14 protein-coding genes are annotated in these 19,504 nt (G+C 64.4%); 11 read left to right on the top strand and 3 right to left on the bottom strand.

Translation table 11 applies throughout. The features are described 5' to 3' along the window. Position 1: 1 nt before the first annotated feature. Entirely contained in the window at positions 2–433 is a 432-nt protein-coding gene (locus Q0D45_RS10360) for a helix-turn-helix transcriptional regulator (protein ID WP_293392242.1), read from the bottom strand. Positions 434–934: 501 nt separating this feature from the next. Here Q0D45_RS10360 and Q0D45_RS10355 point away from each other — a divergent pair. Beyond that, positions 935–4,375 (top strand): pyruvate carboxylase, encoded by a 3,441-nt coding sequence (locus Q0D45_RS10355; RefSeq protein ID WP_293392239.1) that lies wholly within the window; start codon positions 935–937, stop codon positions 4,373–4,375. Positions 4,376–4,424: 49 nt separating this feature from the next. Next, complete coding sequence (locus tag Q0D45_RS10350; protein WP_293392237.1) at positions 4,425–5,384, top strand: beta-ketoacyl-ACP synthase III; 960 nt, start codon at positions 4,425–4,427, stop codon at positions 5,382–5,384. Between the two features lie 21 nt (positions 5,385–5,405). Here Q0D45_RS10350 and Q0D45_RS10345 read toward each other — a convergent pair whose 3' ends face one another. Next, positions 5,406–6,179 (bottom strand): hypothetical protein, encoded by a 774-nt coding sequence (locus Q0D45_RS10345; protein WP_293392235.1) that lies wholly within the window; start codon positions 6,177–6,179, stop codon positions 5,406–5,408. 285 nt (positions 6,180–6,464) lie between these two features. Between Q0D45_RS10345 and rplU the strand changes: the two genes are divergently transcribed. The 6 genes from rplU (at position 6,465) to Q0D45_RS10315 (ending at position 14,035) form a co-directional block, all read left to right on the top strand. Continuing rightward, positions 6,465–6,776 carry a 50S ribosomal protein L21 gene (rplU, locus tag Q0D45_RS10340; RefSeq protein ID WP_293392232.1) on the top strand — a complete coding sequence of 104 codons (312 nt, stop codon included), beginning with the start codon at positions 6,465–6,467 and terminating at the stop codon, positions 6,774–6,776. Positions 6,777–6,806: 30 nt separating this feature from the next. Continuing rightward, positions 6,807–7,064: a 50S ribosomal protein L27 gene (rpmA, locus tag Q0D45_RS10335; protein WP_293373045.1), complete on the top strand. Its 258-nt coding sequence runs from the start codon at positions 6,807–6,809 to the stop codon at positions 7,062–7,064. 113 nt (positions 7,065–7,177) lie between these two features. Next, positions 7,178–8,290, top strand: a complete 1,113-nt coding sequence (cgtA, locus tag Q0D45_RS10330) for an Obg family GTPase CgtA (protein WP_293392230.1) — start codon at positions 7,178–7,180, stop codon at positions 8,288–8,290. A gap of 3 nt (positions 8,291–8,293) precedes the next feature. Then, the gene (proB, locus tag Q0D45_RS10325; RefSeq protein ID WP_293392228.1) at positions 8,294–9,430 is read left to right on the top strand and encodes a glutamate 5-kinase; all 1,137 of its coding nucleotides are present in this window, start codon (positions 8,294–8,296) and stop codon (positions 9,428–9,430) included. Positions 9,431–9,611: 181 nt separating this feature from the next. Beyond that, a complete protein-coding gene (locus Q0D45_RS10320; protein ID WP_293392226.1) occupies positions 9,612–10,784 on the top strand; it encodes an efflux RND transporter periplasmic adaptor subunit in 1,173 nt (390 codons plus the stop codon). Positions 10,785–10,789: 5 nt separating this feature from the next. After that, positions 10,790–14,035, top strand: a complete 3,246-nt coding sequence (locus Q0D45_RS10315) for an efflux RND transporter permease subunit (RefSeq protein ID WP_293392223.1) — start codon at positions 10,790–10,792, stop codon at positions 14,033–14,035. Between the two features lie 129 nt (positions 14,036–14,164). Here the strand turns inward: Q0D45_RS10315 and rpsT are convergent, their stop codons facing one another. Continuing rightward, complete coding sequence (rpsT, locus tag Q0D45_RS10310) at positions 14,165–14,428, bottom strand: 30S ribosomal protein S20 (protein ID WP_022975093.1); 264 nt, start codon at positions 14,426–14,428, stop codon at positions 14,165–14,167. 177 nt (positions 14,429–14,605) lie between these two features. Here rpsT and murJ point away from each other — a divergent pair, with 177 nt between their 5' ends. The 3 genes from murJ to ileS form a co-directional block, all read left to right on the top strand. Beyond that, positions 14,606–16,156 carry a murein biosynthesis integral membrane protein MurJ gene (gene murJ, locus Q0D45_RS10305; RefSeq protein ID WP_293392220.1) on the top strand — a complete coding sequence of 517 codons (1,551 nt, stop codon included), beginning with the start codon at positions 14,606–14,608 and terminating at the stop codon, positions 16,154–16,156. Between the two features lie 42 nt (positions 16,157–16,198). Further along, entirely contained in the window at positions 16,199–17,155 is a 957-nt protein-coding gene (locus tag Q0D45_RS10300; protein ID WP_293392217.1) for a bifunctional riboflavin kinase/FAD synthetase, read from the top strand. Continuing rightward, positions 17,152–19,504: isoleucine--tRNA ligase (gene ileS, locus Q0D45_RS10295; RefSeq protein WP_293392214.1), on the top strand; the 2,353-nt coding region annotated here is incomplete at its 3' end. The genes Q0D45_RS10300 and ileS, both read left to right, overlap by 4 nt.

The following is a 19,504-nucleotide window of genomic DNA, read 5'->3' as shown; positions in this document are numbered from 1 at the left end:
ATCAGCTTCTGCCGGAAAGACGGCTCAGGTCGTCGATGACCGATTTCAGGATGCTCGACACCGGACCTGGCAGCGAGCCGGCCAGCTGGTTCAGCACCATCAGCTTTTCGTCGACCTTGTCGATCGGTGCGAGGCGCGCCATCAGCACGCCGAGGGCGCCCTTCAGATCGCCAGCGGCTGGCGCAGCGATATTCTTATTCTTGCTGCCGGCCTTGCGGCCCGGCTTCTTGCGAATCTTGACTTCGCTGGCAACCACGACGCTGTCTTCGCTGGCGGCGGCACCGGTAAGCGTGTAGCGCACCGAACGGCCTTCACGGGTGGTATCGACCACGCCTTCCGACTTCAAGGCCTTCAGATTCAGATACAGCGAAGCCGGCGAAAAACCGCCGCGCTCAAGGATGTCCTGGGCGAGCATCGGGCCCGTGCCGAGCATCTCGACGATCCGACCGCGAACTCCACTCTGACGCTTGCGACGAGGGGAGGAGGTTTCCGATGTCATTACTTTGCCTGCCTTTTTGGAACGGGTTTTGGTTTTCAAGCTTGACTCCATGGGATGGACGCAACACGGTGCGTGCGTATTCGAAATTCGAGCATCCGCGCGAATCTTAGCTCACTCCAAACATAAATATTGCCGACGGCAATGAAATGTGGTTGGAAAGCAGCTCGGATTGAGCAGCAAACATGATCGTCGAATGCGGGCTTCAGACGCTTTGACTGAAGATTCGGAACAGCGGTTCGGCAGCTTCGTCAGTTTTTTGGCAGCCCTCTTGCCGATGAATTTCGCCGAGGGCTGATCTGAGGGCAGGCACTAAGTCGGGGTCACCGACGCGTGCTGTGCTGTAATAAGTGCGGATGGCAGATGTGGCTGTGCTTTGTCGCGTCACAACCCTGTCCAACTATCCACAACAGAAATCTAAAGGGACCCCAAAGGACTATGTCCATCCGCAAGCTGCTGGTCGCCAATCGTGGCGAAATCGCGATCCGGGTGATGCGCGCCGCCGCTGAAATGGGTGTGCGCACGGTATCGATCTACGCTCACGAGGATCGCTTCGCGCTGCACCGTTTCAAGGCAGACGAAAGCTATGTGGTGGGCGCGGGGCAGAAGCCGATCGCCGCCTATCTGGATATTCCGGACATCATCCGGATCGCCAAGAATGCGGGCGTCGACGCCATCCATCCGGGCTACGGCTTCCTGTCCGAGAACCCGACGTTCGCCGAGGCCTGCGCGGCCGCCGGCATCCTGTTCGTCGGTCCGAAGCCCGAGGTGCTGCGCGCCCTCGGTGACAAGGTGGCGGCGCGCGCTGCCGCCGAGGCCGCGAAGGTGCCGGTGCTGTCGGCTTCGCAGGCCTTGCCGCGTGACATCGAGGAAGTGAAGAAGATCGCCGCCGCGATCGGCTATCCGGTGATGTTGAAGGCGAGCTGGGGCGGTGGTGGCCGCGGCATGCGGGCGATCGAGAACGAAGCCGAGCTGCCGTCGGCGGTGGAATCGGCGCGCCGCGAATCGCTGGCGGCGTTCGGCAATGACGAAGCCTATTTCGAGAAGCTCATCCGTCGCGCCCGTCATGTCGAAGTGCAGGTGCTGGGCGATCAGCACGGCAATCTGATCCATCTGTTCGAGCGCGATTGCTCGGTGCAGCGCCGCAATCAGAAGGTGGTCGAACGCGCGCCTGCGCACTACCTGACGCCAGAACGACGAGTGGAGCTTTGCGATGCGGCAGTGCGCCTGTGCAAGCAGGTGGGTTACACGCATGCCGGCACCGTCGAATTCCTGATGGACGCCGATACCGACAAGTTCTACTTCATCGAAGTCAATCCGCGCATCCAGGTTGAGCACACCGTCACCGAAGAGGTCACCGGTGTCGACATCGTCAAGGCGCAGATCAGAGTGTCCGAAGGCGCGATGATCGGCGCTGGCGACGGCCTTTTGCCGGCGCAGGACAAGGTCAAGCTCGATGGTTTCGCGCTGCAGTGCCGCGTCACCACCGAAGATCCGGAGAACGGCTTCACGCCGGATTACGGCCGGATCATGGCGTACCGCAGCCCGGCGGGCTTCGGTCTGCGTCTCGATGGCGGTACTTCGTATTCGGGGGCAGTGATCACGCCGTATTACGACTCGCTGCTGGTGAAGGTGACGGCCTGGGCGCCGACCGCACTGGAGGCGATTGCGCGCATGGATCGTGCGCTGCGCGAATTCCGCATTCGCGGTGTTTCGACCAACCTGCAGTTTCTCGAGAACGTCATCCTGCATCCGCTGTTCAAATCCGGCGATTGCACCACGCGTTTCATCGACACCACGCCGGAACTGTTCCGCTTCACCGCGCGCCGCGATCGCGCCACCAAGGTGCTGCGCTTCATCGGTGATGTCGCGATCAACGGCAACCCGGAGATGAAGGGCCGCAAGGCGCCGGAAGGTGTCATGGCGCTGCCGCTGAAGCCGAAAGTGGATCTGATGACGCCAGTGCCGAAAGGCCTGCGTGATGAACTGAAGGCGCGCGGCCCGAAGGGCTTTGCCGACTACATCAAGGCGCAGCCGAATGTGCTGCTGACCGATACGACGATGCGCGACGCGCATCAGAGTCTGTTCGCCACCCGCATGCGTACGCGGGACATGGTCGATATCGCGCCGTATTACGCGCGATTGGTGCCTGGCCTGCTGTCGCTGGAATGCTGGGGTGGTGCCACCTTCGACGTGGCAATGCGCTTTCTGAAGGAAGACCCCTGGCAGCGTCTGGCGATGCTGCGCGCCGCCGTGCCGAACATTCCGTTCCAGATGTTGCTGCGTTCGGCCAACGCAGTGGGCTACACGAACTACCCGGACAATGTCGTCCAGTACTTCGTGCAGCAGGCGGCGAAGAATGGAATCGACATCTTCCGCGTCTTCGATTCGCTGAACGCGGTCGACAACATGCGCGTGGCGATGGATGCCGTCGTCGCCAGCGGTGCGGTCTGCGAAGGCACCATCTGCTACACCGGCGATCTGTTCGACAGCACGCGGCCGAAGTACAACCTCAAGTACTACGTCGACATGGCGAAGCAGCTCGAGAAGGCTGGTGCGCACATTCTCGGCATCAAGGACATGGCTGGTATCTGCAAGCCGCGCGCGGCGCGCGAACTGGTCAAGGCGCTGAAGAACGAGATCGGCCTGCCGATCCACTTCCACACCCATGACACCAGCGGCATCGCCGCCGCCAGCGTGCTGGCTGCGATCGAAGCCGGTTGCGATGCGGTGGACGGCGCGATGGACGCCATGTCCGGGCTCACCTCGCAGCCGAATCTCGGTGCGATTGCTGCGGCGCTGTCCGGTTCCGACCGCGATCCGCGGGTCGATTTCGACGCCATGCAGTCGCTCTCCGATTACTGGGAAGGCGCGCGTCGTTACTACGCGCCGTTCGAGGCCGATATCCGTTCCGGCACCGCCGACGTCTATCGCCACGAGATGCCGGGCGGCCAGTACACCAATCTGCGCGAGCAGGGCCGGGCGCTCGGTCTGGAAGCGCGCTGGCCGGAAGTGTCGCGTGCCTATGCGACGGTGAACCAGCTGTTCGGTGACATCGTCAAGGTCACGCCGACTTCGAAAGTGGTGGGTGATATGGCGCTGTTCATGGTCGGCAACGGCCTGACCGCGGACGACGTCAACAACCCGGATCGCGACATCGATTTCCCGGAGTCGGTGGTGTCCTTGTTCAAGGGCGAACTTGGCGTGCCGCCGGATGGCTGGCCGAAAGCGCTGCAGGCGAAGATCCTCAAGGGCAAGCCGCCGCTGGTGGGGCGACCGGGCGCTTCGATGCCGCCGGTTGATCTGGTGACCGCCAAGATCGAAGCCGAGAAGCTGGTCGGCGAAGAGATGAGCGACGCCGATCTCGCGTCCTATCTGATGTATCCCAAGGTGTTCCGCGACTTCGCCGAGCATCGCAAGCTGTACGGCGATGTCTCGACCCTGCCGACGCCGACCTTCTTCTATGGCCTGAAGGATCAGGAAGAGATCAGCGTCGATATCGATACCGGCAAGACGCTGGTGATCCGCCTGCAAAGCCGCACCGAGTTCGAGGACGATGGCATCGTCAAGCTGTTCTTCGAGCTGAACGGCCAGTCGCGACTGGTACGCGTGCCGAAGGCGGGCGCGACCGCTCAGTTCGAGACGCCGAAAGCCGACGAAGGCGATGCCAGCCACGTCGGCGCGCCGATGCCGGGCATGGTGGTCCGGGTCGCGGTGCAGAAGGGGCAGGTGGTTGCCAAGGGCGAGCCGCTGCTGGCGCTGGAGGCGATGAAGATGGAGACCGTGCTCGGCGCGCCGCGCGACGGCAAGGTCAAGGCCATCCACGTCAAACCGGGCGCGACGGTGAACACTCGTGACCTGCTGATCGAGCTCGAATGAGACTTCTTGATGCCTCAGCGATCCCCGGCCGCACGGTAAACTTGCTTACATGACCTACTCACGCATCGTCGGCACCGGCAGCTATCTGCCGAAGCGCATCGTCACCAATCGCGAACTCGAAGACCGGATCGAGACCAGTGACGACTGGATCGTCAGCCGCACCGGCATCGAGGCGCGTCACGTTGCCGCCGACGATGAGCTGACCAGCGATCTTGCGCTGCATGCCGCGCAGGCGGCGATGCTCGCTGCCGGCGTGACGGCCGACGACATCGATCTGATCATCGTCGCGACGACGACGCCGGACATGGTCTTCCCGTCGACGGCCTGCCTGGTGCAAGCCAAGCTCGGCGTCACCAAGGGCGCGGCTTTCGATGTGCAGGCGGTCTGTACCGGCTTCATCTACGGGCTGGCGATCGCCGACAAGCTGGTGGCCTGCGGTCAGCACAAGTGCGCGCTGGTGATCGGCGCCGAAGTGTTTTCGCGGATTCTCGACTGGAACGATCGCCGCACCTGCGTGCTGTTCGGCGACGGTGCCGGTGCGGTGGTGCTGAAGACCTCGGATGCGCCGGGCATCCTGTCCTCGCATCTGCATGCCGATGGCAGCTTCAGCCACATCCTGAAAGTGCCCGGCGGCATCAGCGGCGGCCAGCTGCGTGGCTCGCCGTATCTGGAGATGGACGGCCAGGCGGTTTATCGCGTCGCCGTGAAATCGCTGACCGAGTGTGCGCAGGAAGCGCTGGAAAAGAACAATCTCAAGGCCTCGGCGCTCGACTGGTACGTGCCGCACCAGGCCAATATCCGCATCATCAACACGCTGGCCGACAAGGTGGGCGTGCCGAAGCACAAGGTGGTCATCACCGTCGCCCAGCAGGGCAATACCTCGGCGGCCTCGGTGCCGCTGGCGCTGGACGCGGCGGTCAAGGACGGCCGCATCAAGCCCGCCGATCTGGTCATGCTGCAGGGCGTTGGCGGCGGCATGACCTGGGGCACGGTGCTGCTGCGCTGGTAAGCGCGAATCCGGTCGCCGGATTCAGAAGAAAAGCTGGCGGCCGATCACGATCGCCATCAGCACGCCGAGGCCGATGCTGAGCAGGCCGATCGCGATCGTCAGCAGCCGATGCAGACGCAGCATCGAACCTGCCGACAGCCGCAAGGGCACGGCGATCAGGGTCGACAGCACGGCCATGCCGGCCATCGCGCCTATCCCGAACAGCAGGATATAGAGCAGGCCAGCGGCCAGCGATTCCGCCGCACCGATGCTGAGCGCGATCAGCGCTGCAGAGCCGGCCATGCCGTGCATCATCCCGACCAGCAGTGCCCGCAGCGGCAGCAGCGGCGGATGGCGGTGCACGTGCGGCAAGGCTTCATGCGGCCGGGCCGCGAGCGGCCTGAACTGCATCGCCGCAAAGGACGCGCTGCCATCACCGCTGAGCGGCTGGCGATGACTATGCTCGTGCAGATGAGCCGGTTCGCCCGATGCGTGGCGATGCGCGTGGAAATGCGGGCGCTCGATGAACGTGCGGCGCAGCACGTCGGCGCCGAGCACGACCAGCATCAGGCAGACCCCCAGTTCCAGCACCTGCTCGAAATGCGGCGGCAGCGCCTGTTCGAGCACCAGCACGATGCTGCCGATCAGCAGCAGGGTCAGCGTGTGGCCAAGGCCCCAGGCCAGGCCCTGGCGCAGCGCTTCCGGCAAGGTGCCGTGGCGGGTCGCCAAGGTGGCGACAGCGACCAGATGATCGGGCTCGGTGGCGTGGCGCAGGCCGAGCAGAAAACCGAGAACGAGAGTTGAAGTACCAGTCACGGTTGGGGGGTTCATTCGGCAGCGAAGGGGCGGCTCCTGCGGCTTGCTGCCGTGATGACCGTGAGCCTCAGCATAGCGTCAATACCGGCCCATTCCGGCTGCCATCGACTGATTGGAGAAGGGCTGATCCGAGTTCAGGCTGCCGCAGTTTTTCTTGCGTGTTTGACCTCTCGGGGCGGCAAAACTAGAATGCCGGGTTCACGGGGCTGCTCGCGTTGGCGTGTCGTTGCGTTCGAGCCTTACAAAAGCAAATAGACAGTCGTAATTTTCTTTGGAGTATCAAGCATGTACGCAGTCATCAAGACTGGTGGCAAGCAGTACCGGGTCACCCCGGGCGAGTCCCTCAAGGTGGAAACGATCGTCGCCAATGTCGGCGACACAATCAGCTTCAGCGAAGTGCTGATGGTTGCCGATGGCGAAGCCATCACCATCGGTGCGCCGATGGTTGCGGGCGCCGTCGTCAAGGCGGAAGTCACGGCCCACGGCCGCGGCGACAAGATCCGCATCATCAAGCACCGCCGACGCAAGCATTACCACAAGGAAATGGGCCACCGGCAGAATTACACGGCGATCACGATCACGGAGATCACCGCTTAATCGCGGTGTTCTTGAAGAAGGAGTACAGAAATGGCACACAAAAAAGCAGGCGGATCAACCCGTAACGGTCGCGATTCGCAGTCCAAGCGCCTCGGCGTCAAGCGCTTCGGCGGCGAAGCGGTGATCGCCGGCAACATCATCATCCGTCAGCGCGGCACCCAGGTTCATCCGGGCCTGAACTGCGGCATCGGCACCGACCACACCTTGTTCGCGAAGGCCGATGGCCACGTGAAGTTCGTGGTTCGTGGTCCGAACAGCCGCAAGTTCGTCGACATCGTCGCGGCCTGATCCGCACCGGTGTTGCGACAAGGCCCCGCACGACGGGGCCTTGTCATTTGCAGCACCCGAAGCCGTACCGCGCCAAGCTGAATCCCCCAAGCTGAACATAGATACCTGCAGACATGAAATTCGTTGACGAAGCCACCATCCGCGTCGAGGCCGGCGATGGCGGCAATGGTTGCGTCAGCTTCCGGCGCGAGCGGGCGATCCCGTTCGGTGGCCCGGATGGCGGCGACGGCGGCGACGGCGGCACGGTCTGGGTGATCTCCGAGCCGAACCTGAATTCGCTGGCCGATTTCCGCTTCAACCGCACGTTCAAGGCCAAGCGCGGCGAGAACGGCACCGGTTCGGACTGCAAGGGCGCGGGCGGTCCGGACATCGAAATTCCGATGCCGCTAGGCACCCAGGTGTTCGATGTCGATACCGAAGAACTGATCGGCGAGCTGACCGTCAAGGGCCAGCGGATCAAGGTTGCCGCAGGCGGCTTCCACGGCCTCGGCAACACTCGCTTCAAATCGTCGACCAATCGCGCACCGCGCCGCGCCAGCCCTGGCTCGCCGGGCGAGCGCCGCGAACTGCGTCTGGAACTGAGCGTGCTCGCCGACGTCGGCCTGCTCGGCATGCCGAATGCCGGGAAGTCGACCCTGCTGGGCGCGGTTTCCGCCGCCCGTCCGAAGATCGCCGACTATCCGTTCACGACCCTGTATCCACAGCCCGGCGTGGTATCGGTCGGCATGAATCGCAGCTTCGTGATGGTCGACATCCCCGGCATCATCGAAGGCGCTGCCGAAGGCGCGGGCCTCGGCATCCGCTTCCTGAAGCATCTGCAGCGCACCCGCCTGCTGCTGCATCTGGTCGACATCCTGCCGCCGGATGAAGGTGACATCGTCGAGCACATCGAAACGATCAACAACGAGTTGAACGAGTTCAGCGAAGAGCTGGCCGGCCGCGAGCAGTGGCTGCTGTTCAACAAGATCGACTTGATGACCGACGAGGAGTCCGACGCGCTGATCGACGACGCACTCGAACGCCTTGGCTGGACCGGCCGTCACTACCGCATCTCGGCCGCCGCGCGCCGCAATCTGGACCCGCTGTGCAATGACGCGATGGAGTGGGTGGAAGCCCATGCCCCGGTCCGCACCGTGCCCGATTACACCTTGCTGGAAGATGCGCCGCCTGCCGCTGCAGAACCCGACATTGAAACCGACGTTGAAGACGGCAACGCTGAAGGCTGAACAATGACGCAGAACAAGAGCCGTGAGGCGCTGAACACCAGCCGTCGTTGGGTCATCAAGGTCGGCAGCGCGATGGTCACCGCGCGTGGCCGCGGGCTGGACCGGGAAGCGATCGCCGACTGGTGCGCGCAGATCGCCGTGCTTCGCGCCCAGGGCCGGCAGATCGTGCTGGTGTCGTCCGGTGCGGTCGCCGAAGGCATGGCGCGGCTCGGTCTGCCGAAGCGGCCGACCACCTTGCACGCGCTGCAGGCCACGGCCGCAGTCGGCCAGATGGGTCTGGTCCGCGCCTATGAAACCGAGTTCGAGAAGCACGGCATCCGCGCCGCACAGATCCTGCTGACCCACGAGGATGTCTCCGATCGCGGCCGTTATCTGAACGCGCGCGGCACCTTGAACACCTTGCTGGAATTGGGCGTGGTGCCGGTGGTCAACGAGAACGACACGGTTGCCACCGACGAAATCCGCCTTGGCGACAACGACACGCTGGGGGCCTTGACCGTCAACCTGATCGAAGCCGATCTGCTGGTGATCCTGACCGACCAGCAAGGCCTGTACGACTCCGATCCGCGCAGCAATCCGGACGCCAAGCTGCTGTCCGAAGCCGATCTGTCAGACCCGAATCTCGGTGGCATGGCCGGCGACAGCAAGGGCGAACTCGGCCGCGGCGGCATGCGCACCAAGCTCACCGCGGCGCACTGGGCGGCGCGCTCGGGCGCTTCGACGGTGATCGCCTACGGCCGCGAGCCGGATGCGCTGCTGAAGATCGCCAGCGGCGTGCCGATCGGCACCTTGCTGAAGCCGGCACAGTCGGTGATGGCCTCGCGCAAGCGCTGGATCGCCGGACAGCTGCAGGTTCGCGGCCGCCTGACCCTGGACGACGGTGCCGTGAAAGTGCTGCGCGAGCAGGGCCGCAGCCTGCTGCCGGTCGGCGTGCGCCACATCAGCGGCGAGTTCGATCGCGGCGATCTGGTGCTCTGCCTCGGTCTCGACGGCCGCGAGATCGCCCGCGGCCTGAGCAACTACGGCGCCAGCGAAGCGACCCGCATCATCGGTGCGCCGAGTGCCGAGATCGAAAGCCGCCTTGGTTATCCCGGCGAGCCTGAGCTGATCCATCGTGACAATCTGGTGCTGACCGCCTGAGATCGTCGGGAAACCAGCTTCATCGGCGTCTGCGATACGCTGGATCAAACCCAGGCAGCGGTTGACGCATCCAAGGCGCATTGTTGCTGCATCTTAAGTGCAGCTACCCACCATCGCGTCCGATTGGCTGCGCGCCTGAAAACGGCTGTGCATTCCATGGGGCTACACAGGGAATCCTTGCATGAGCGTCATGACCCGCAACCGCCACGCCGACAGCGTCAGCGGGAAATTCAAACTCGTGCTGGTGATCCTGCTGATCGTCGCAGCACTCGCGGCGGTCTTTCTGGCCACGCGCAGCGGCACCGCCGCGAAGCCGGCTGACGACAAAGCCAAGGCCTACTCGGGCCCGTTCGAACTGGCGGCTGCTGATATCGCGACGGTCGAGCAGCGCGCGCTGTCGCGTTCTCTGCCGCTGTCCGGCTCGCTGACACCCCTGGTGCAGGCGACGGTGAAATCCCGTGTCTCCGGCGATGTGCTGGAAATGCTGGTTCGCGAAGGGCAGGTGGTGAAGAAGGGCGAAGTGCTGGCGCGCATCGACATTCGCAATCTCGGCGCCCAGTTCGACTCCCAGCGCGCCTCGCTGGACAAGGCGCGCGCCGATCTTGCGCTGGCCACGATCAATCGCGACACCAACGTCAAGATGCTGGAGCAGAAGTTCATTTCCAAGAACGCCTATGACTCGGCGGCGAGCGCGTATGACGCCGCTGCCGCCAGCGTCAAGGTTGCCGAAGCGCAGGCGCGGCTGGCGCAGATCGGCCTCGATGACGCCGTGGTCCGGGCACCGATTGCCGGCATCGTTTCGCAGCGCATGGTGCAGCCGGGCGAAAAGGTGTCCCCGGATTCGCCGCTGCTGGCAATCGTTGATCTGAGCCAGCTGGAACTGGAGGCGCCGGCACCGGCGTCGGAGATTCCGTCGGTCAAGATCGGCCAGACCGGCAGCTTCAAGGTAGGCGGCTACGGCGAGCGCGTGTTCACCGCAAAGGTCGAGCGCATCAATCCATCCACCGATGCCGGCACTCGTTCGATCAAGCTGTATCTGTCCGTGGATAACGCCGATGGTGCCTTGCGCGGCGGCATGTTCGCGCAGGGTCAGCTGGTGCTCGATCAGAGCGCGCCGTCGCCGACGGTGCCGACGTCGGCGATCCGCAGCGACAGCGGCGTCACCTATGTGCTGGCCGTCGAGCAGGACAAGCTGGTGCGCCACACCGTGACCCTGGGCCTGAAGACCGACGACGCTTCGTTCGTCGAAGTGCGCGACGGCGTCAGCATCGGCACCCAGGTGCTGGCGGCGAAGATCGATGCACTGCACGACGGCTCGACCGTCAAGCTCGCAACTTCCGCCGCCGCGAAGTAAGCGCCATGTGGATCACCAAGACCAGCGTCAATCAGCCGGTATTCGCGACCATGGTGATGGTCGCGCTGCTGGTGCTCGGCGTGTTCTCGTACCAGCGCCTGCCGGTCGAGAAACTGCCCGATGTCTCGGTGCCAGTGCTGAGCATCTCGATCCAGTATCCGGGGGCATCGCCGGAAGCGGTCGAGAACGATCTGCTGAAACCACTCGAGGAAGTGGTCAACTCGGTCGAAGGCGTCAAGCGCATCTGGGGCACAGCGCGTGAAGGCCTGGGTTTCATGCAGATCGAGTTCGATCTGTCCGTGGACGCCAGCCGCGCGACTCAGGAAACCCGCGACAAGGTCGCCCAGATCCAGCCGACCTTCCCGCGCGATGCCAAGCCGCCGCTGATCACCCGCACCAACAACGACGAGAACCAGCAGCCGATCATCAATCTGGCGCTGTTTTCCGATACCCGCACCCTGCGCGAGGTATCGACCCTGGTCGATCAGGTGGTGGTCAAGCGGCTGCAGAACGTGCTCGGTGTCGGCAGCATCCAGGTCAACGGCCAGTCCGAACGGCAGATCCAGATCTTCCTGAAGCCGGATGCGCTGGAAGCCTGGCGAGTCGGCGTCGATCAGGTGATCGCCGCGATCCAGGCCGCGAATCAGGACCTGCCGGCCGGCGCGATCAGCCGCGGTTCGAGCGAACAGCTGGTGCGCATCGAAGGCAAGATCAAGGAGCCGGCCGCGTTTGCGCGCATCGTCGTCGCCACCCAGAACGGCACTTCGGTGCATCTCGATCAGGTGGCCGAGATCGTCGACGGCGAAGCCGAAGAAACCTCGATTTCCAGAGTCGATGGCAAGCGTTCGGTCGGCATCGACATCTTCAAGGTGCAGGGCGCGAACATCGTCAGCGCCGCCGAAGGCGTGGCCAAGGCGATCGAGCGCCTGAAGGCTGAACTACCGGCCGATGTGCGGATCGTCAAGATCTATGCGACCGCCGACGACATCACCGCCTCGGTCGAACAGGTCAAGGAAACGATCATCGAAGGCGGCCTGCTGACCGTGCTGATCGTCTTCCTGTTTCTGCATTCCTGGCGCTCGACGATCATCACCGGCCTCACGCTTCCGATCTCGGTGATCGCCACCTTCATCGCGCTGCACGCTTTCGGCTTCACCTTGAATTTCCTGACCCTGATGGCGCTGAGCCTGTGCATCGGTCTGCTGATCGATGACGCGATCGTGGTTCGCGAGAACATCGTCCGCCATCTGGCGATGGGCAAGAGCCACGTCCGCGCCGCGCTCGACGGCACCCAGGAAATCGGCCTGGCGGTGATGGCGACGACCTTCGCGATCCTTGCCGTGTTCGTGCCGGTGGCGTTCATGAGCGGCATCATCGGCCGCTTCTTCTTCCAGTTCGGCATCACCGTCGCGGTGGCCGTGCTGGTCTCGCTGTTCGTCAGCTTCACGCTCGATCCGATGCTCTCGGCAGTCTGGCGCGATCCGCCGCAGAACCGCTTCAAGTACCTGCCCTGGCTCGGTCGGCTGATGGAGAAGGTCGAGCATGGCGTCGACTTCCTGCATCGCGTCTACGGCCGGGTGCTGGCCTGGGCGCTGCGCACCGAGCGCCGCCGGGTCTGGCTGCCGATCTTTGGCCTGGCCCACGCCGCGCGCAATCTGGACTGGCGGCAGATCGGCACCGTGTCGAACCGCGGCATCGTGCTGTGGATCGCTGCGTTCACGTTCTTCGGCAGCTTCACCTTGCTGCCCTTCATCGGCAGCGAATTCTTCCCGCGCGGCGACGACGGCTTCACGTCCCTGCGCATCAACACGCCGCTCGGTTCCAGCCTGGAATACACCGATGCCAAGGCGCATCAGGTCGAAGCGATCCTGCATGAGTTTCCGGAAATCGAAACCATCGCCACCGAGGTCGGTACCGAGGAAGGCAAGAATTACGCGCGTCTGAATCTGCGCCTGACCGACCGCCAGAAAACCCATCGCCGGCCGCAGAAGGATGTCGAGAAAGCGGTACGTGAGCGGATCAAGGGCGTTGCTGGGATCGATCTCACGGTGGGCTTCGGCGGCTCCATCTTCATCTCGCTGCTCGGTCCCGATGCGACCAAGCTGACCGAGATCACCAAGGGCGTGATCGCAGAGATGGCCAAGGTCAAAGGCATTTCCGATCTCGAAAGCAGCGAGAAGGGTGAAAGCCCAGGCATCGCGGTGCGCATCAATCAGGAGCTGGCCGGCGACCTGGGCTTGAGCAATGCCCGCATCGGCGCTGCGCTCCGACCGCTGGTCGCCGGCGATCAGATCAGCTACTGGCTGGCGCCGGATGGCCAGAACTATGAAGTCATCGTTCGCCTGCCGCGTGCCAGCCGCGAGATCGCCAGCGATCTCGGCAATCTGGCGCTGACCAGCACCCGACTCAATGCCGATGGCACGCCGATGCTGGTGCCGCTGCGCCAGGTCGCCGATCTGGTGCCGACCACCAGCCCGCAGCAGATCAAGCGCCAGAACCTTCAACGTCGGGTGTCGATCTATGCGAACGCCGAAGGCCGTCCGGCGGGCGATGTCGGCGAGGACGTCAAGAAGATCATCAATAACTGGCCGCTGCCGCCGGGTTATCGCTGGGATATCGGTGGCCAGCAGGCCGACCAGGACGAGTCCGGCAAGGCGGCGATGGCGGCCCTCGGGCTGGCGGTGATCTTCATCTACCTGATCCTCGCTTCGCAGTTCGGCAGCTTCCTGCAGCCGATCGCGATCATGGTGTCGCTGCCGTTGTCGCTGGCCGGCGTGTTCATCGCGCTGCTGGTCACCGGCACGACCTTGAACATGTTCTCGATCATCGGCTTCATCATGCTGATGGGTCTGGTGACCAAGAACGCGATCCTGCTCGTCGATTTCGCGAACCAGGGGCTGCGCGAGGGCAGGAGCCTGCGCGATGCGCTGCTCCAGGCTGGCCAGGTGCGCCTGCGGCCGATCATCATGACCACCTTGGCAATGATCTTCGGCATGCTGCCGATGGCGATCGGCGCTGGCGCTGGCGGCGAAACCAATGCGGCGATGGGACGCGCGGTGATCGGCGGTGTGATCACCTCGAGCCTGCTGACCCTGGTCGTGGTGCCGGTGCTGTTCACCTACCTGCAGCGCATCGGAGAGCGGGCGACGCGTTGGTTCGGCGCCCCGGAAGACGATGGCCATCCGCCCGCGAAATCGATTGGCGGTGGTGCACCGCTGCCGCAGCCGATGGCACCGCGTCGAGACGATTGAGGAGTAGGGCAGCCCGTGGCCGCCTGGCTGCTCGCCTCATTCGGTGTAAGGCATGGCGGGCACGGCCCGCCCTACGCTGAAACGAAAAACGCGACCCGAAGGTCGCGTTTTTCGTGCTGCCAATGCGATTTAGGCGAGCGCCTGAATGTGCGCCAGCAGACGGCTCTTGTGGCGAGCAGCCTTGTTCTTGTGGATCAGACCACGGTTCGCGTAGCGATCGAGCACCGGCACCATCGCCGAGTAAGCGGTTTCCGCTTCGCTCTTGGTCTTCGCTTCGATGGCGACGACGACCTTCTTGATGGTGCTGCGGATCATCGAGCGCTGGCTGGCATTGCGCTCGCGGTTCTGTTCGGACTGGCGTGCGCGCTTGCGCGCCTGCGGGGTGTTGGCCAAGGTAAAGCTCCTGAAGCGGTTCGGTGTGACGGGAATTGCGACCTGTCGGCACCTGGAACGGCGACTGACAAAATCGAAGCGCGCTAGTATCTTCGCGGACCCGCTCCCTGTCAACGCACCCGTTCCGGGCGCAGCCTGACGTCTGAACGCCCCGCCAGTCCCGCCAACGCCTCCCGAATGTCCAGAAGCCTGCTCAAATCCAGCGGCGTCGTCAGCCTGCTGACCTTGCTGTCGCGCCTGCTCGGCTTCGTTCGCGAAATCATGCTGGCCACCGCTTTCGGTGCCGGCGCGGCGATGGACGCCTTTCTGGTCGCGCTGATGATCCCGAACTTCGGCCGCCGCATGTTCGCCGAAGGCGCGTTCAGCCAGGCCTTCGTGCCGGTGTTCACCGAGGTCAAGACCACCGGCAGCCACGACGAAGCGCGCGACATGGTCGCTGTGGTCATGGGCACGCTCGGCGGCGTGCTGAGCATCGTCACGGTGATCGGCTGCCTCGGTGCGCCGGTGCTGGTCTGGCTGTTCGCCTCGGGCTTCACCAGGGATCCGGCGCAGGCCGCGCTGGGCACCGAGTTGCTGCGCTGGACCTTCCCGTACCTGATGTTCATCTCGCTGACCTCGATGGCCGGCGGCGTGCTCAATGCCTACGGCAAGTTCGCAGTGCCGGCGTTCACCCCGGTGATCCTCAACCTGTGCCTGATCGCCACCGCGTTCATCGATGCCAACTCGGTGCAGGTGCTGGCCTACGCAGTGTTCGTGGCTGGCATCCTCCAGTTCCTGTTCCAGCTGCCGCTGATGGCGAAGCTGCGCCTGCTGCCGAAGCCGCGCTGGGCCTGGGGCGATCTGCGTGTGAAGCGCATCCTCGGCTTGATGATCCCGGTGATGATCGGCTCCTCGGTGGCGCAGATCTCCCTGCTGCTGAACACCAATCTGTCGACCCATATCGGCAACGGCTCGGTCAGCTGGCTGTACTACGCGAACCGGCTGATGGAGTTTCCGCTCGGCATCTTTTCGATCGCCGTCGGCACCGCGATCCTGCCGGCGCTGTCGGCCCAGCATGCGAAGAAAACCCCCGAAGCCTTCTCGGCGACCCTGGACTGGAGCCTCCGCGTGATCCTGCTGATCGGCCTGCCGGCCGCGTTCGGCATGATCCTGCTCGCCGGCCCGCTGGTGTCGACGGTCTACGGCCACGGCGCGTTCAGTGCCGAGGACGTGCGCATGACCACCTACGCGCTCTGGGCCTACGGCGCCGGCTTCATGGGCTTCTCGTTCGTCAAAGTGCTGGTGCCCGGCTTCTATGCGCGGCAGGAAACGCGGATACCGGTGCGCTACGCGATCATCAGCCTGGTGATCGGCATGGCGCTCAGCCTCGGCCTGTTCGCGGCCTCGAAGTTCTACGCCTTCGAAGCGGCTCATGTCGGACTCGCCGCCTCGACCTCGCTGACCGCCTGCATCAACGGCGGGCTGCTGTTCTGGCGTCTGCGCCGCGATGGCATCTACCGGCCGGACAGCGGCTGGGGCCTGTTCTGGCTGCGCCTGATCATCGCCAACCTGCTGATGGGCGCGGCGGTGCTGTGGTTGGCAGGCGATCTGTCGAGCTGGCTCGCGGCCGGCGAATGGGCGCGTGGCGGGCGGATGCTGCTGCTGGTTGCTGCGGCGATTGCGGTGTACTTCGGCGTGCTTGCGGCCAGTGGCCTGAGGGCGAGCCATTTCCGTGCCGCCCGCCGCTGATGCGACCTTTATAATCAGCCTTTCCCGAGCACTAAAACGGCCATGGAGCTGATCCGCGGATTGCACAACTTCGCGCCGCGACATCGCGGCAGCGTGGTGTCGATCGGCAATTTCGACGGTCTGCATCGCGGCCACCAGGCGTTGATCGCCCGGCTGCGGACGCTGGCTGTCCAGCATCGGGTGCCCGTCACGGTGGTCTGCTTCGAGCCGATGCCGCGCGAATTCTTCCAGGGCGCGGCGGCACCACCGCGCATCGCCGATCTGCGCGGCAAGCTGCGTGATCTCGCGATGTTCGGCGTCGAGCGGGTCGTGGTGCTGCCGTTCGGCGCACGACTGGCGGCGATGTCCGCGCAAGCCTTCGTGCAGCAGGTGCTGGTCGACGGCCTCGGCGCGCGCGCGGTGATCGTTGGCGATGACTTCCGTTACGGGAGCAAGCGGGTCGGTGATCTGGCGCTGCTCAAAGCCATCGGCGCCGTGGAAGGCTTCAGCGCCGAAGGTCTCGACACCGTCGAGATGGAAGGCGAGCGCTGCAGTTCCACGGTGCTGCGCGCAGCACTCGCCCAGCCCGATCTCGACAAGGTCGAGCGCCTGCTCGATCGCCGCTATCGCATCGTCGGCCGCGTGCGTCATGGCTTGAAGCTCGGCCGGCAACTCGGCATGCCGACCGCCAACGTCCATCTGCGCCGGCCGCCGGCGCTGGCGCATGGCGTCTATGCCGTTCGGCTTGCCTGGCCGGGCGCTCCGGAAGGTCTGCCGGGAGGCTTGCCGGGAGTGGCCAGCCTCGGCGTGCGGCCGACCCTGGGCCTGACCGCCTGCCTGCTCGAAACCCATGTCTTCGACCTCCAGCCGGACTTGTACGGCCAGGAAGTGGTCGTCGAATTCCACAAGTTTCTGCGCCCGCAGCTGAAGTTCGATGATCTCGACACGCTTGCCGCCCAGATGCAGGCCGATGGCCTGGCGGCGCGCGCTCATTTTTCTCTAGACCTGATTCCCTCGTGAACGATTCCGTGCAAGACCCGGCCGCAGCGCCGGCCATCGACTACAAGCAGACGCTGAACCTGCCGCAGACCGAGTTCCCGATGCAGGCCGGTCTTGCCGTGCGCGAGCCGAAGATGCTCGAGCAGTGGGAAGCCGAAGGCCTGTACACGCAGATCGATGCCGCCACCGCCAGCCGGCCGGACTACTGGTTCGTCGATGGCCCGCCGTACGCGAATGGCGACATCCACATCGGTCACGCGGTCAACAAGGTGCTCAAGGACATGATCGTCAAGGCCGCACGCCTCGACGGTTTCCACGCGCCGTTCACGCCGGGCTGGGACTGCCACGGCCTGCCGATCGAGCTGCAGGTGGAAAAGAAGTTCGGCAAGGTCGGCGACAAGCTCAACGCGGCTGAATTCCGCGCCGAGTGCCGCAAGTACGCCAACGAGCAGATCGCCCGTCAGAGAGTCGATTTCAAGCGCCTCGGCGTGCTCGCCGACTGGGAAAAACCCTATCTGACGATGCAGCCGAAGTTCGAGGCCGAACAGCTGCGCGTGCTGTCGCGCATCGTCGCCAACGGTCACGTGACGCGCGGTTTCAAGCCGGTGCACTGGTGCCTGGATTGCGGCTCGTCGCTGGCCGAAGCGGAAGTCGAGTACCAGGACAAGACCAGCTTCGCGATCGATGTCGGCTTCACCTCGACCGACTCGAAGGCGCTGGCTACGCTGTTCGGCGCTAGCGGCGACGCGCCGATCAAGTTCCTGATCTGGACGACCACGCCGTGGACGATTCCAGCGAACAAGGCTACTTCGGTCAATCCCGAACTCGACTACGTGCTGGTCGAGATGGGTGAATACGGCCGCGTGATCGTCGCCGAGGGCCTGCTCGAAGTCTGTGCCAAGCGCTACGGCGTGGCGTCGCCGAGCGTGCTTGGTCGCTTGAAGGGCGCGGCACTCGAGCGCCAGAGCTACACGCATCCCTTCGATGCCGAAGCTGCTGCCAAGCCGATCCTCTGCGGCGACCACGTCACGCTCGATGCCGGTACCGGTCTCGTTCACACCGCACCGGCCCACGGCGTCGACGATTACAACATCGGCGTGGCGAACAACATCCCGGTCGAAAGCCCGCTGATGGGTACCGGCGTCTATGTCGCCGGCACGCCGGTCGTCGGCGGTCTGTACGTGCGCAAGGTCGACGAGCCGGTCATCAATGCACTGCGCGAAGCCGGTGCCTTGATCCACGTGACCAAGTTCGATCACAGCTATCCGCATTGCTGGCGCCACAAGACACCGCTGATCTTTCGCGCCACGCCGCAGTGGTTCATGTCGATGGATGGCAATGGTCTGCGCCAGCAGGCGCTGGCGGCGATCGGCAAGACCGAGTGGATTCCCGGCTGGGGCGAGGACCGCATCCGCGGCATGGTCGGCGAGCGTCCGGACTGGTGCATCTCGCGCCAGCGCACCTGGGGCGTGCCGATGGCGATCCTGGTCGACAAGCGCAATCAGACTCTTCACCCGGATTCCGCGGCACTGCTCAAGCGCGTCGCCGATGCCGTCGAAGCGAATGGCCTCGAAGCCTGGTTCGGCTCCTCGGTCGGCGACTGGATCAGCGTCGACGCCGAGCACTACGAGAAGTGCCCGGACACGCTCGACGTCTGGTTCGATTCCGGCTCGGTGCATCAGTGCTCGTTCGTCTCCGTGCATCCGGACAAGCTCGATGCCGACGGCCTGGCGCCGCAAGCCGACATGTACCTCGAAGGCTCCGATCAGCATCGCGGCTGGTTCCAGTCGTCCCTGCTCACCTCGGTGGCGATGCGTTCGCGCGCGCCCTACAAGGCCGTGCTGACGCATGGCTTCACGGTCGACGAGAAGGGCAACAAGATGTCGAAGTCGCTGGGCAATGTCGTGGCACCGCAGACGGTGACCAAGACGCTCGGAGCCGACGTGCTGCGCCTCTGGGTTTCGGCCAGCGACTACTCGGGCGAGATCGCGATCAGCGACAACCTGCTGAAGCGCATCGCCGACGCCTACCGCCGCATCCGCAATACGGTGCGCTACCTCTTGTCGAACCTGCACGGCTTCGATCCGGCGCAGCACCTGGTCGCGCCGGATCAGATGCTGTCGATCGATCGCTGGGCGCTGTCCGAACTGGCGCGCACCCAGGACGAGATCAAGGCCGCCTATGCGGCCAAGCAGTTTCATCAGGTCTACCAGCTGCTGCACAACTACTGCGCGGTGGACCTCGGCAGCCTCTATCTCGACGTGCTGAAGGACCGCCTCTACACCTTGCCGGAAGCAAGCCCGGCACGGCGTTCGGCGCAGACCGTGCTGCTGCACATCGCCGAAGCGATGACCCGCTGGATCGCGCCGA

Origin of the sequence: Nevskia sp., from assembly GCF_023266035.1 — a bacterium.
Classification (GTDB): Bacteria; Pseudomonadota; Gammaproteobacteria; order Nevskiales; family Nevskiaceae; genus Nevskia.
The sequence above is the reverse complement of the archived record's forward strand: the minus strand, read 5'-3'. Positions and strand labels throughout refer to the sequence as shown.

Coding starts and splice junctions, on each gene's coding strand:
- Q0D45_RS10320 (WP_293392226.1), top strand. CDS start 9,612: ATGAGCGTCATGACCCGCAACCGCCACGCCGACAGCGTCAGCGGGAAA.
- rpmA (WP_293373045.1), top strand. CDS start 6,807: ATGGCACACAAAAAAGCAGGCGGATCAACCCGTAACGGTCGCGATTCG.
- rplU (WP_293392232.1), top strand. CDS start 6,465: ATGTACGCAGTCATCAAGACTGGTGGCAAGCAGTACCGGGTCACCCCG.
- proB (WP_293392228.1), top strand. CDS start 8,294: ATGACGCAGAACAAGAGCCGTGAGGCGCTGAACACCAGCCGTCGTTGG.
- Q0D45_RS10300 (WP_293392217.1), top strand. CDS start 16,199: ATGGAGCTGATCCGCGGATTGCACAACTTCGCGCCGCGACATCGCGGC.
- cgtA (WP_293392230.1), top strand. CDS start 7,178: ATGAAATTCGTTGACGAAGCCACCATCCGCGTCGAGGCCGGCGATGGC.
- Q0D45_RS10315 (WP_293392223.1), top strand. CDS start 10,790: ATGTGGATCACCAAGACCAGCGTCAATCAGCCGGTATTCGCGACCATG.
- Q0D45_RS10360 (WP_293392242.1), bottom strand. CDS start 433: ATGCTCGGCACGGGCCCGATGCTCGCCCAGGACATCCTTGAGCGCGGC.
- Q0D45_RS10355 (WP_293392239.1), top strand. CDS start 935: ATGTCCATCCGCAAGCTGCTGGTCGCCAATCGTGGCGAAATCGCGATC.
- Q0D45_RS10350 (WP_293392237.1), top strand. CDS start 4,425: ATGACCTACTCACGCATCGTCGGCACCGGCAGCTATCTGCCGAAGCGC.
- murJ (WP_293392220.1), top strand. CDS start 14,606: ATGTCCAGAAGCCTGCTCAAATCCAGCGGCGTCGTCAGCCTGCTGACC.